The organism is Burkholderia sp. AU30280 (assembly GCF_020420125.1).
Taxonomy (GTDB): domain Bacteria; phylum Pseudomonadota; class Gammaproteobacteria; order Burkholderiales; family Burkholderiaceae; genus Burkholderia.
Window position 1 is genome coordinate 1 of sequence record NZ_JAIZRY010000034.1, and the last position, 11634, is coordinate 11634.

An 11634-nucleotide genomic window follows, 5' to 3' on the forward strand; every position below is an offset into this window, starting at 1 on the left:
GGCTTCGTCGGCTTCGTCGGCTTCGTCGGCTTCGTCGGCTTCGTCGGCTTCGTCGGCTTCGTCGGCTTCGTCGGCTTCGTCGGCTTCGTCGGCTTCGTCGGCTTCGTCGGCTTCGTCGGCTTCGTCGACTCCGACGACAGCACCCGACGCATCCGGATCCGCAGCCGCCCCGCCCCCCGCGCCACGCGGCGGCTTCTTCCTGCCCGACGCGCGCACCAATCCCGACCACATCCGCTACGCGCTGAAGACGACCGCCGCGGCGATCTTCTGCTACCTGCTGTATTCGCAGCTCGACTGGTCTGGCATCCATACGTGCGTCGTCACCTGCTACATCGTGTCGCTCGGCTCGACGGCCGAGACGGTCGAGAAGCTCACGCTGCGGATCTTCGGCTGCATCGTCGGCGCGCTGCTCGGCACGGCGGCGCTCGTCTTCGTCGTGCCGTCGCTATCGTCGGTCGGCCACCTGATGGCGCTGGTGTTCGCCGGCGGGTGGCTCGCCGCGTGGGTCGCATTCGGCTCGCCACGCATCGCGTATGCCGGCTTCCAGATCGCGTTCGCATTTTTCCTGTGCGTGATCCAGGGCGCCGGCCCCGGCTTCGATCTCACGATCGCGCGCGATCGCACGATCGGCATCCTGCTTGGCAACGTCGTCGTGTATCTCGTGTTCACGCGCATCTGGCCCGTCAGCATCGGCAAGCAGATCGACGTCGGGCTCGCCGCGCTGATCGACCAGTGGCGGCGCCTCGCGCAGGTCGTGCAGCCGGCCGAACGACGCGCACTCGCCGCTGAAGCGTTCGCCCGCCACGGCGCGATCACGCAGGAGCTCGGGCTGGTCCACTATGAACCGTCGTGGGTGCGCCCGGCTGCGACGTGGCTCGCCACGCGGCGGCGCGCGCTCGCGGAACTCGGCGCGCTCGAAGGCCCGCTGTTCCTGCTCGCCGAACGCAAGCCCGGCGACGCGGCGCTCGGCGCGCAGCTCGCCCGCGTGACCGAACCGCGCGACGACGAAGCCGCGCCTCATGAAGCACCATCCGCGCCATTGGCCACCCCGCCGCGCACCGACCCAACCGACCCCGCACGCGACGCGCTGCTGACCCTGATCGACACGCGGCTCGCGCGCATCGCCGATGCCGCCCGTCAAGCCACACCGAAGGAGCCTGCCCCCCATGCGCCTACCTGAACCGCCGGCCGCCTCGATCGCCGCCGCCCTCGCGACCGCCGTCGCGCTGGCCGGCTGCGCGACGTCGTCGATCGATCTGGCGCCGGAGGCGTCCGATCGCCCGTGGCAGCCACAAACGTCGGCCGCGGGCGACATCGTGCCGGGCCCGCCGCGCGCGTCCGCACAAGGTTCGCACGACTACACGCTGCCCGCGTCGCCCGCGCTCGCATCAGTCTCGCCGCCGGCCGCGCTCGATGCCGCGCACGCATACACGCTGCCCGAGCTGATCGATCTCGCCGAATCGGCGAATCCGCTGACCCGCATCGCGTGGAACGACGCGCGCAACGCCGCGCTGGCGGTCGGCCTCGCCAAGACCGCCTACCTGCCGAGGCTGTCCGCGACGGCCATGGGCGGGTACCAGGCAAATCACGGCACGACGTCGTCGATCCTCGGCGATTCGTCGAGCAACTCCACCGTGCACGGCACCATCTCCGCGCTGTCGCTGCAATGGCTGCTGTTCGATTTCGGCGGCCGCGCGGCGCGCGTCGAAGCAGCCGAGCAGGCGTCGATCGCATCGAACGTCGCGTTCACGGCCGTACACCAGCAGGTGATCCATGACGTGACCGTCGCGTACTACCGCTACGAAGCCGCACGCGCGCGCGCGCTCAGCGCCCGGCAGGGCCTCGCGAACGCGGATGCGATCCTCGCGGCCTCCCGCGCGCGTCTCAAGCACGGCGTCGGCACGGTCGTCGAGCTCGCGCAGGCGACGCAGAATCGCGCGCAGGCCAACCTCGCGCTCGTGCAGGCGAACGGCACGGAGAGCGACGGCTACCTCGCCCTCGTCTCCGCACTCGGCATCTCGCCGCTGTCGAAGCCGACCATCGCCGCGCTGCCGAAGCGGCCGCTGCCGCCCGCACTCGGCGCGTCGGTCGACGCGATCGTGTCGGATGCGATCGCGCGCCGCCCCGACTTGCAGGGCGCGTTCGCGCTTGAACAGGCCAATCGCGCGAAAATCAAGGCCGCGGAAGCCGCGTTCATGCCGAAGATCTTCCTGTCCGCGTCGACGTCGTACGCGAGCGGCGGCACGTCCATCTCCGCGCTGCCCGCGATCGGAGACCAGGCGCCGACCGTCAACCTGAACGGCAGCCGCTACGGCGGCGGCGTATTCCTCGGCGTGACGATTCCGCTGTACGACGGTGGCCTGCGCTCGGCGGTGCTGATGCAGGCGCGCAACGATGCGGAAAGCGCCTCCGCGCGCCTCACGCGAACCAAGGAGGAAGCCGTTCGCCAGGTCGTCGCCGCGCAGAACGCGGTACAGACGAGCCTTGCGTCGCACGACGCCGCGAAGGCGCTCGTCGATGCCGCGCAGACGAGTTACGACGCGGCGCTGACCGCGTACCGCAACGGCGTCGGTTCGGTCACCGATGCGACGATCGCGCAAAGCCAGTTGCTGGCCGCCCGCAACGCGGAGGTCGACAGCTATGCCGGGGCGCTGTCCGCTGCCGCCGCGCTCGCGCTTGCGACCGGGACGATCGGCTCGGCGCAGTAGCTCGACCGCCGCGAGGCGGTTGACGCATGCGCCCGCAGGCCTCTAGAATGCCGCCCATTCTCCCTTCAGGAACCATCGTGGACAGTTGCAGCACTTCGTTGCGTGCGCCGCTTGCCGCCTGAACGCCTGTCCGCCGCAGTTCTCCTGCCGGGCTCGCGTTCCGCGAGCCGCACACCTCCCGTTTCACACTGAATGACGCATTCGCGCGGTACAGTACCGCGCGATGACGGCCATCGTCGCGTCGCCTTCGGCCTTGCGCCGCTGCGACGCGAAACGACACGCGCGCCTAGCACGGCAGGACAACCATGACTTTCGATTTCGCACTCCGTCTTTTCACCGCGTTCGCCTGCGGCGTCGCCATCGGCCTCGAGCGCCAGATGCGCCAGCGCACGGCCGGCCTGCGCACCATCACGCTCGTCGCGAGCGGCGCATGCCTGTTCGTCACGCTCGGCGTGCTGACCGGCAATGGCGTCGCCGGCGTCACGCAGATCGCCGCCTACGTCGTGTCGGGCGTCGGCTTTCTCGGCGGCGGCGTGATCATGCGCGACAAGGGCTCGATCCAGGGCATCAACACCGCCGCGACACTGTGGTGCTCGGCCGCCGTCGGCGTGCTGTCCGGCTCCGGCCATTTCGTGCCCGCACTTGCCGGCACGGGCGTCGTGCTGCTCACCAATACGGTGCTGCGCGGCGTCAGCCAGGCGATCAACGCGACGCCGGTATCGAACGCCGATCTCGTGCGCGAATACCAGATCACCGTGATCTGCCTGACCTCCGACGAGGTGCACATCCGCACGCTGCTGTCGAACTCGATGTATGCGAAGCCGCTGTCGTTCCAGAGCCTCACGAGCGAGGACGTGCCCGACCAGCCGGACCGGCTGAAGGTGACCGCGACACTGAAGCTGCATCCGAAGGATCAGCAGAAGCTCGAGCAGATCGCGAGCCGGATGAGCATGGAGAAAAGCATTTCCAGCGTGAGCTGGACCGCTAAGGAAGCAGAGCCGATGATGGAGTGAGCCGCCTGGCGGCAGCAACCTCTCGCGCTGCCGCCCTCACTCCCTGTCAGGGCGTCTCGATCAGTCCGGCCGAGATTGCCTTGACGACCGCCTGGACCTTGTTCGTCGCGCCCAGCTTCTCGAGGATGTTGTTGACGTGGAAGTTGACCGTTCGCTCCGAGATACTGAGGATCTGGCCGATTTCGCACGCGGTCTTGCCCTCGGCCGTCCAGCACAGCACCTCGCGCTCGCGCGCGGTCAGCGTGACGCCCGCCGCCGGCGACAGCTTCGGCACCATGAAGCGGCTCATCAGCGAGTGCGACAGGTTCGCGAGCCAGTTCGTCTGCAGCGTCAGCATGTTGATTTCGGCCGGCGTCAGCCGGTCGGCATGGCGGGCGATGCTCAGCAGGCCGAACGCGCCGCGGGCCGCCCAGCTCGACTGCGCCACGCCCACCGACAGCCCGAAATCACGCGCGTCCTGCCACAGCGGGCACGGCTCGATCCGGTCGACGTCCGGCCAGACGATCATGTTGGTGCTGAGCGCGCCGTCGCGAACCGTCGAGTCGATCTCGATGTAGTTCTGCGCCTGGTAATGCGCCATCCAGCCGTCCGGATAGGTATTGAAGATCGCGACCGCCGGCTTCGAAACGGGCAGCGGGACGCGAATGCCGTAACAGCAGTATTCGAATCCCAGCCGTTTGGAATAGGCGGCGATCCGCTGGAAGAGCTGCTGCTCGTCTTCCGCGGCGCTGAATTGTTGATAGGCATCCTGCCAGCGCAGTTCCATTCGTTCTCCGACAACGTCACGCTGTCATACTTGTCAGGTTCCAGCCCCCGTTCGAGGCTGATACATTCCGCGCATGACTTCACCTTTGCTGCACCCAGTCTCCGGCCCGTCCCCGGACGGCTACGTACGCCTGTCAGAAGGCGCACTGGCCGTGCTTGCGCTCGACCATGTCGCAAGCGGCCTCGACGCATCGCTGCTTGCGGAATTGCGCGACAGCGCAATCGACGCACGCCTTGCCGGCTATACCGAATGGCATCGCCCGGCCAGTGCCGGCGTCGCTTACGTGACGATCGGCTGGGACTGGTATCTCGAACGCGCGACGGGCACGTTCGTGATCGCGGGCGGCGACGTCCGCAGCAACGTGATGGCCATCGACGCCACGGGCGCCGACATCGGCATGTTCCGCACCGCCGCCGCGCTCGCCGCACGACTCGCGTGCATCGACTGGCCCGCCGCGGTCGCGTCGGCCCTGCTCGGGCACAACGACGCCTATCATGCCGGTCCGACGCTCCAGTGACAACTGGCTGCGCATCTATTCGTCGGACAATTTCCGCGATGCTGGCGCTCTTTATAAGCAAAAGCCGCACGGTTTTCAATCCCGTTGATCAAGAAACCGTTACCACGTCCTAAACGACGTCTTTCCAACGGCACCCTGTAAGAGTTACCAGTTACAGCCCCCTCGTGCTGCGCGATGTAATGCGTGCATACAAAAGCACAGATCCGAGGACACCATGCGGACCTTCGTTCACGAGGAAGGGCGGTTGCCACACGAACTTGCAGCGGATCTCGGGCGCTATCGGCGCCGTGTGTTCGTCGAGCAGCTTGGTTGGGCGCTCCCGTCGGCGAACGAAAGCTTCGAGCGCGACCAGTTCGATCGCGACGATACCGTGTACGTGTTCGCGCGAAACGCCAGCGGCGACATGTGCGGATGTGCGCGCCTGCTGCCGACGACGCGCCCGTATCTGCTGAAGTCGCTGTTCGCCGACCTGATCGCCGAAGACATGCCGCTGCCGCAATCGGCCGCCGTCTGGGAACTGTCCCGGTTCGCGGCAACCGACGACGAAGGCGGGCCGGGCAATGCCGAATGGGCCGTGCGCCCGATGCTCGCGGCCGTCGTCGAATGCGCGGCGCAGCTTGGCGCACGGCAGTTGATCGGCGTGACGTTCGCGAGCATGGAGCGGCTGTTCCGACGGATCGGCATACACGCGCACCGCGCAGGCCCACCGAAACAGGTCGATGGGCGTCTGGTGGTCGCGTGTTGGATCGACATCGATCCGCAAACGTTTGCTGCACTAGGAATCGAGCCGGGGCTGGCTGCCCGGCAAGCCATCGCGGCCTGAACCGAAACGCGCGTTTCTGTCCGGGCGGCATCGTAACGAAGGAGAATCAACGTGGACCAGTCTCAGGTCTTTCGCGCGATGATGCCCGGGTTGACGAGCGCCAGCGGCGCCCGCATCACGGTCGCCTACCCGTCGTTTCCGCGGCCGTTGCCGCTCGTACGGCTCGACCGTCGCGGCCTCGTGTTCCGTGCCGCCGGCGCCGTGCCGCTCGTCTGCGGGTTGCCGCGCGCGGCGACACTGCTGGCCGCTGACGAACCACTCTGCTCGCTGCGCCTCGTGATCCGCGACATCACGCCGGCCGACGAAGGCCGGCATGACCTGACGATGCAGCCGTCCGGCGCCGCCGGCGACGAATTGCTGTGGCACGCGTTGCGCGATCGCGAGCCCTACCGCCGGATTCGGCAACCGCTCGCGCCCGTCGACACGTCCATCGCCACCGACGGCGAGCCGCACGCGTCGGCCGGCGAAGCCGTACCGCGCCCGTCACGCAGCACGGCCTTCCGGCTGCCGTGCCACAGCGACGCGCTGTTCTTTGCCGACTGGCTCGAATATCACTTCGACGAATTGCGTGCGCTGTCGCAACAGCATGGGCCGCAACTGCAGCTCAACCAGCTCGAGCGACAGGTGGCCGACGACGAGGTCGGTGTGCGCTTCGTCTACGACATCGATGGCCATGCCACGCGGCACGCGCTGACCGACTGCGCGCGCGAGGCCTGTGCATGGATCGAGACGGAGATGCGCGACAAGTACGCATTACCAGTCGCACAGGAGCGCTTCAGCGCATTTGCGGCCCACGCGCGGGCTGGCGGCATGTGAATGCGGCGCAACAGGAAGTTGTATCGATACAACTAGGGCTTGCCATGACTCGGGTTTTCCCTTAAATTTGCACCTGTCTCCTCCATGTCTCCAAACATGGATTCAGCCCGCTCAATGTAGCGGGCTTTTTCTTGCCTGCGCGAATTGCGGAGACACATCTCGTTCCGCCCCGCCTAACCTGCCGGGCGCGCACCAGGCGGCCGCGGCCAGTAGTGGTGCACCGCAAATATCAGCGCCACCGCCCCGATCATTGCCAGCAGCAGGTACAACCAGCCCTTTTTGGTCGTTGGCAGGTCTGCCGGCGCACTCACGTCGCCCGTCAGGGCCATCAACGCGACCATAGCGAGTCCGGCCAGCACCATCGTTCCCTTGGCCACCCATCCAAAGGCAACCTCAAGCGCGCCCGCCCATCGCGACTGGCGATAAGGGCCGGTAACCGGCCGACGGAGATCGGGGTTACCCATTTGAGGCTGGTCGTCGGGGATATGCACGTCGGCCCATCGATCGGCAGGCCGAGGCAAAAGCAGGACGTCGAAGGTCGTACGGACCAGCACCCCCTGCAACGGGGTGCGCGCATTTGATCGGAAGCGTCATGTTTTTACTTTCGCGAGCGAGGTACGGCGGTTCGATTCGTTTGGCCGGAAGTTTGGCCAAAACGAGCCCATATCGTTCAATACGATGAACATGCGCCGAGGCGCGATCCGTTCGCCTCGCGCAAGCCGGATCGATCGGCCGGCTTATCATTGACCGGCCCGCCACTCGCCCCCGAGGCCATCTTGCACGCCCATCTGCGCATTGCCCGCCCGGTCAGCAACCTCGCCCGCACCGAGCGCATGTATCGCGACGCCCTCGACCTGTCCGTTCTTGCGCGCTTTGAAGATCACGACGGCTTTTCCGGCGTGATGCTCGGACGCGAGGGCCTCGACTATCACTTCGAATTCACGCACTGCCCCGACCATCCGATCGCGCCGTCACCAACGCCCGAAGACCTGATCGTGTTCTACCTGCCCGATCGGCCGGAATGGAAAGTCGCCTGCGCGCGCGCCATGGAACATGGCTTCATGCCGGTGACGTCGTTCAATCCGTACTGGGAAATATCCGGCCAGACTTTCGAGGATGCCGACGGCTACCGGATCGTGCTGCAGAACGGCACGTGGCGCTGACAGACGAACACGCGTGAGCCGTTACGCGCCGGCCAGACCGGCGGCGCGGGCGGCATACACGACGTGCCGGCGCAGCGCATGCCCTTCCGGCAACGCTGGATGGTCGAAATCGCGTGCAGGCTGATGCTGCATGCCGAGCCGCTGCATCACGTGCCGTGATCGCAGGTTGGTGTCGGCCGTCCACGCGAACATCTCGCCGAGCCCGATCCGATCGAACCCGTCGGCCAATGCGGCGGCGGCCGCTTCGGTAACGTAGCCCTGCCCCCAGGCGTGACGCGCCTGCCGCCACACGATCTCGACGCACGGCGCCATCGGATGCGTTGCACGCGCTTCGTGCGACAGGCCGCACACCGCGATCAGCATCGCATCGGCGCGGCGCTCGATCGCCCACGGGCCGAAACCGTGTGCATCGAAATGCGCGTCGAAGCGCGCGATGACGTCGTTCGCTTCGTCAACGGACATCGGGCCGCGCGCGAGCCATGCGGCTACAGCCGGATCCGCGTGCATCGCCGACAGCGCACCTGCATCCGTCGGCTGCCAGCGGCGCAGCGTCAGCCGTTCGGTTTCGATCTTCGACGGTGTGGACATGGGGAGACGGATCGTTCAGGCAGCGTAACGCGAGCGCCATTGCAAACCCGAAAGTGGAACGGACGAAGGAGAAATCGGGACCGCCGCTTCTGCCGGCGACGACCCAGGGAACAGGAGACGAGAAACGGGCGCCGGCGCGCTCGTGGCGGTTACTCGTTTTCCTCGAAGTAATGCCCGAATTTCGTCTGCTTCGTGCGGATATAACGCTCGTTTTCCTCGCGCACGGGCACTGCAAGCGCCACGCGTTCGCAGACGGGAATGCCGTGCTTCGCGAGCGTGTCGAACTTCGCCGGGTTGTTGCTCATCAGCCGCACCGACGTCACGCCGAGGATCCGGAGGATCGCGGCGGCCGAGTCGTATTCGCGGGCGTCGTCGGGCAGGCCGAGGTCGAGGTTCGCCTCGACGGTGTCACGCCCCTGCTCCTGAAGCGCGTACGCACGGATCTTGTTGCTCAGGCCGATCCCGCGCCCTTCATGCCCGCGCAGATACAGCAGCACGCCGCGGCCTTCGGCCGCGATGTAGCGCAATGCGAGATCGAGCTGCTCGCCGCAGTCGCAGCGGTACGAGCCGAACACGTCACCGGTCAGGCATTCGGAATGAAGGCGCGTCAGCACGGACTGCTCGCCGGCGACGTCGCCCATCACGAGCGCGAGATGTTCGGCATCGCTGCCCGATACGCGGAAAGCGTATGACGTGAACGTACCGTAGCGCGTGGGCAGCGACGCGGTGGCGACGAGCGTCACGCACTCGTCGGCCTGGCCATTGCCCGGCGTGGGCGATTGGGGACGCGAAGACATCATGAATTCAATCGAAACGTTCAGGAATGTAGGAGTTGTGTGGATAGTGCGTGACCGGAGTTTACCGCTAATCTGGAATCGTCACGCGACTGCCGCCACCTGCGCGGCTATACTGGGCGCATCGGGTGACAAGCATCACGTCCTGCCTGCCCAGCGTCGACCTGCACACGGAGAAAGCGAATGAGCACGACTGTCGCGCAGCTTCTCAAGGCCAAGCCGGATTCGGGCCGCACCGTCTACACCGTCACGAAAACTGATCTCGTCTATGACGCCATCAAGCTGATGGCGGAAAAAGGCATCGGCGCGTTGCTGGTCGTGGACGGCGACGACATCGCGGGCATCGTCACCGAGCGCGACTACGCGCGCAAGGTCGTCCTGCAGGACCGCTCGTCGAAAGCCACCCGCGTCGAGGAAATCATGACGGCAAAGGTACGCTACGTCGAACCGTCGCAGTCCACCGACGAGTGCATGGCGCTGATGACCGAGCACCGGATGCGCCACCTGCCCGTCCTCGACGGCGGCAAGCTGGTCGGCCTCATCTCGATCGGCGACCTCGTGAAGAGCGTGATCGCCGATCAGCAATTCACGATCAGCCAGCTCGAACACTATATCCACGGCACGCCCGCGGTCACGTCCACCTGACCGGCTCCAGCAAAAAAGGCCCAAACGCGCGAGCGTCTGGGCGGAAAGCCGCCGGAATGCGGCGACGGAGGTTCTGCTCCTGCGGGCGAATGACGCGCACAACTGGTGCGCGTCTCGTCGATTAAGCGGTGCGCGCGGGCAGACCCGGGGGCGTTCAGTTGCCGAAGTAGACCGAGTTCACGGGATTCGCGGCTTCCCGCGTCATGCGACGGCCCGCTTGGCCGGCACCCGTTGCCACGGCGCCGTAGCCGCTCGTATCGGCTTGCGCGAGCATCGGCTGGTTCGGTTGAATGCGTTGTTCGGCGGCCTGGATGTTGTCCGGATACTGCGAATCGCTCGCCAGCGGCTTGTAGCCGTTCTGTTCGAGTTGCACGAGCTCGGCCTTGACTTGGTCGCGGGTCAGCCCCTGGTCGGACTGTGCAAACGATGCGATCGGGGTAGCAAGGACGGATGCGGCGATGGCTGCGTAGATGATCGACTTCATGATTTACCTCCGGAATATGTTCTCTTATGACGTCGCCTCGGCAGGACTGTCTGAAGCGAATGAATGCAGTGTAGTTCTCACCCTCCCGAGGGGAAACCCTTAGTTTGAACATACAGCGTTGCGATTTTGACAAAAATCGTCGACATATCCCTGACGATATCGCTGTAACTTGCTTCATCTGCACAACAATCTCTGACGAATTGCCAACAGCCAAATCACATATCCCGAAGGTTGTGTTGTAGAATCGTAAGGTTTTATTCACCAGTCGATCTTCCATCCACCATGTACGCGCTCACGCCCCTTTCGGTTTCGCCGTCCGGCCCGGCCGGCGTGCGCGCGTGCGCCGGTCATCCGGCGCATCCCCTCGCTCGACGCACGGCCCAGGCGCCGCTCGCCCCTGCCCGGCGCCTGATCTGACGGCTCGGTCTCCTCCCGGAGCCACGTCAGACAGGCTCCGGGCGATCCCCATAGGCATGCCACGCCTGCCCCTGCCGATCATTTGGAGAACTGCCATGAAACCACGCCTTTACCAGTTGACCGAACTCGACGTTGCTCGCCTCGAGAAGCACGCCGAACACAACCCGCGCTTCCAGACGATGCTCGATACGTTGCTCGAGCGCGCCGACATCGTCCAGCCCGATGCGATCAAGGCGAACGTCGTCACGATGAACTCGCAGATCACGTTGCTCGACGAAGCGACCCAGGAACAAGCCACCTGGACGATTGTTTATCCGGACGCCGCCAATCTCGAACTCGGTCGCCTGAACGTCTTCTCGCCCGTCGGCATGGCGCTGCTGGGTACGCAGCGCGGCCAGATGGTCAAGGTGATGCAGCCGAGCGGCGCCGAAAAGCTGATGAAGGTCGCCGCGATCGTGTTCCAGCCGGAAGCCAACGGCGAATACACGCGCTGAGCCACCTGCCGGCGGCACCGCGCCGCTGCGGCGCACAACGCAAGAAAGCGAGGCACGGGCCTCGCTTTCTTGCATCCGGACGATGTGTATCGCCGACATCACGTTCCGCAGGCGAAAAAAAAGGTTCAACGCGGAATTCCGGGGAACGCGGCGCGGATCTTGAGGAAGAAATACTCCTCGTCGCGATACCCGTAGGCCCTGCGCTTGATGACCTTGATGGTGTTGTTGATGCCTTCGACAACGCTGGTATTGAGCGGATGGCGGCAGCGGGTCACGATCCCGTGCCAGTAGCCCTGCAAGCGCTCGGCGAACTTTTGCAGGGCGGCAATCCCGCTTTGCTGGGCCTGTTCGAACCATTGCCCCCAAGCCTTGTCCGCCCAGGCTGGCTTTCGGTAGAACCAGAGCC

At 65.8% G+C, this 11634-nt stretch carries 15 protein-coding genes; 9 read left to right on the top strand and 6 right to left on the bottom strand.

What is annotated here, in order from left to right:
• From LGN17_RS36240 to LGN17_RS36250, 3 genes are all read left to right on the top strand, one after another.
• Window positions 1-1180 (top strand): FUSC family protein (locus LGN17_RS36240; protein WP_226201535.1); only part of this gene is annotated, 1180 nt, incomplete at its 5' end.
• Complete coding sequence (locus LGN17_RS36245) at window positions 1167-2708, top strand: TolC family protein (RefSeq protein ID WP_226201536.1); 1542 nt, start codon at window positions 1167-1169, stop codon at window positions 2706-2708. The genes LGN17_RS36240 and LGN17_RS36245, both read left to right, overlap by 14 nt.
• Before the next feature lie 305 nt (window positions 2709-3013).
• Entirely contained in the window at window positions 3014-3721 is a 708-nt protein-coding gene (locus LGN17_RS36250; RefSeq protein ID WP_175957749.1) for an MgtC/SapB family protein, read from the top strand.
• A gap of 46 nt (window positions 3722-3767) precedes the next feature.
• On the opposite strand, the gene LGN17_RS36255 is transcribed toward LGN17_RS36250, so the two are convergent.
• On the bottom strand, window positions 3768-4487 hold the full coding sequence (locus tag LGN17_RS36255) for an autoinducer binding domain-containing protein (RefSeq protein ID WP_226201537.1): 720 nt from the start codon (window positions 4485-4487) through the stop codon (window positions 3768-3770).
• 73 nt (window positions 4488-4560) lie between these two features.
• On the opposite strand from LGN17_RS36255, the gene LGN17_RS36260 reads away from it, so the two are divergent.
• The 3 genes from LGN17_RS36260 (at window position 4561) to LGN17_RS36270 (ending at window position 6643) form a co-directional block, all read left to right on the top strand.
• A complete protein-coding gene (locus LGN17_RS36260) occupies window positions 4561-5004 on the top strand; it encodes a DUF4902 domain-containing protein (protein ID WP_175957748.1) in 444 nt (147 codons plus the stop codon).
• Window positions 5005-5218: 214 nt separating this feature from the next.
• Entirely contained in the window at window positions 5219-5827 is a 609-nt protein-coding gene (locus LGN17_RS36265; RefSeq protein ID WP_226201538.1) for an acyl-homoserine-lactone synthase, read from the top strand.
• A gap of 51 nt (window positions 5828-5878) precedes the next feature.
• Window positions 5879-6643 carry a hypothetical protein gene (locus LGN17_RS36270; protein ID WP_226201539.1) on the top strand — a complete coding sequence of 255 codons (765 nt, stop codon included), beginning with the start codon at window positions 5879-5881 and terminating at the stop codon, window positions 6641-6643.
• A 173-nt stretch (window positions 6644-6816) separates the two neighbouring features.
• On the opposite strand, the gene LGN17_RS36275 is transcribed toward LGN17_RS36270, so the two are convergent.
• Entirely contained in the window at window positions 6817-7107 is a 291-nt protein-coding gene (locus tag LGN17_RS36275; protein WP_226201540.1) for a hypothetical protein, read from the bottom strand.
• A 312-nt stretch (window positions 7108-7419) separates the two neighbouring features.
• Here LGN17_RS36275 and LGN17_RS36280 point away from each other — a divergent pair, with 312 nt between their 5' ends.
• On the top strand, window positions 7420-7806 hold the full coding sequence (locus tag LGN17_RS36280) for a VOC family protein (RefSeq protein ID WP_226201541.1): 387 nt from the start codon (window positions 7420-7422) through the stop codon (window positions 7804-7806).
• A gap of 21 nt (window positions 7807-7827) precedes the next feature.
• Here LGN17_RS36280 and LGN17_RS36285 read toward each other — a convergent pair whose 3' ends face one another.
• Window positions 7828-8394 carry a GNAT family N-acetyltransferase gene (locus LGN17_RS36285; protein ID WP_226201542.1) on the bottom strand — a complete coding sequence of 189 codons (567 nt, stop codon included), beginning with the start codon at window positions 8392-8394 and terminating at the stop codon, window positions 7828-7830.
• Window positions 8395-8543: 149 nt separating this feature from the next.
• Entirely contained in the window at window positions 8544-9194 is a 651-nt protein-coding gene (gene ribA, locus LGN17_RS36290) for a GTP cyclohydrolase II (RefSeq protein ID WP_175968696.1), read from the bottom strand.
• A gap of 177 nt (window positions 9195-9371) precedes the next feature.
• Here ribA and LGN17_RS36295 point away from each other — a divergent pair, with 177 nt between their 5' ends.
• The gene (locus LGN17_RS36295; protein WP_175968697.1) at window positions 9372-9833 is read left to right on the top strand and encodes a CBS domain-containing protein; all 462 of its coding nucleotides are present in this window, start codon (window positions 9372-9374) and stop codon (window positions 9831-9833) included.
• Window positions 9834-9987: 154 nt separating this feature from the next.
• Here LGN17_RS36295 and LGN17_RS36300 read toward each other — a convergent pair whose 3' ends face one another.
• Window positions 9988-10317: a DUF4148 domain-containing protein gene (locus tag LGN17_RS36300; RefSeq protein ID WP_226201543.1), complete on the bottom strand. Its 330-nt coding sequence runs from the start codon at window positions 10315-10317 to the stop codon at window positions 9988-9990.
• Between the two features lie 512 nt (window positions 10318-10829).
• On the opposite strand from LGN17_RS36300, the gene LGN17_RS36305 reads away from it, so the two are divergent.
• Window positions 10830-11228 carry a GreA/GreB family elongation factor gene (locus LGN17_RS36305; protein WP_085037233.1) on the top strand — a complete coding sequence of 133 codons (399 nt, stop codon included), beginning with the start codon at window positions 10830-10832 and terminating at the stop codon, window positions 11226-11228.
• 125 nt (window positions 11229-11353) lie between these two features.
• Here LGN17_RS36305 and LGN17_RS36310 read toward each other — a convergent pair.
• Window positions 11354-11634, bottom strand: a 281-nt coding sequence (locus LGN17_RS36310) for a transposase (RefSeq protein ID WP_226201544.1), incomplete at its 5' end; no start/stop codon positions are given.

What these genes read in the sequence shown, in the direction of transcription:
- LGN17_RS36245 (WP_226201536.1), top strand. Translation starts at nt 1,167, where the DNA reads ATGCGCCTACCTGAACCGCCGGCCGCCTCGATCGCCGCCGCCCTCGCG.
- LGN17_RS36250 (WP_175957749.1), top strand. Translation starts at nt 3,014, where the DNA reads ATGACTTTCGATTTCGCACTCCGTCTTTTCACCGCGTTCGCCTGCGGC.
- LGN17_RS36255 (WP_226201537.1), bottom strand. Translation starts at nt 4,487, where the DNA reads ATGGAACTGCGCTGGCAGGATGCCTATCAACAATTCAGCGCCGCGGAA.
- LGN17_RS36260 (WP_175957748.1), top strand. Translation starts at nt 4,561, where the DNA reads ATGACTTCACCTTTGCTGCACCCAGTCTCCGGCCCGTCCCCGGACGGC.
- LGN17_RS36265 (WP_226201538.1), top strand. Translation starts at nt 5,219, where the DNA reads ATGCGGACCTTCGTTCACGAGGAAGGGCGGTTGCCACACGAACTTGCA.
- LGN17_RS36275 (WP_226201540.1), bottom strand. Translation starts at nt 7,107, where the DNA reads ATGGGTAACCCCGATCTCCGTCGGCCGGTTACCGGCCCTTATCGCCAG.
- LGN17_RS36285 (WP_226201542.1), bottom strand. Translation starts at nt 8,394, where the DNA reads ATGTCCACACCGTCGAAGATCGAAACCGAACGGCTGACGCTGCGCCGC.
- ribA (WP_175968696.1), bottom strand. Translation starts at nt 9,194, where the DNA reads ATGATGTCTTCGCGTCCCCAATCGCCCACGCCGGGCAATGGCCAGGCC.
- LGN17_RS36295 (WP_175968697.1), top strand. Translation starts at nt 9,372, where the DNA reads ATGAGCACGACTGTCGCGCAGCTTCTCAAGGCCAAGCCGGATTCGGGC.
- LGN17_RS36300 (WP_226201543.1), bottom strand. Translation starts at nt 10,317, where the DNA reads ATGAAGTCGATCATCTACGCAGCCATCGCCGCATCCGTCCTTGCTACC.
- LGN17_RS36305 (WP_085037233.1), top strand. Translation starts at nt 10,830, where the DNA reads ATGAAACCACGCCTTTACCAGTTGACCGAACTCGACGTTGCTCGCCTC.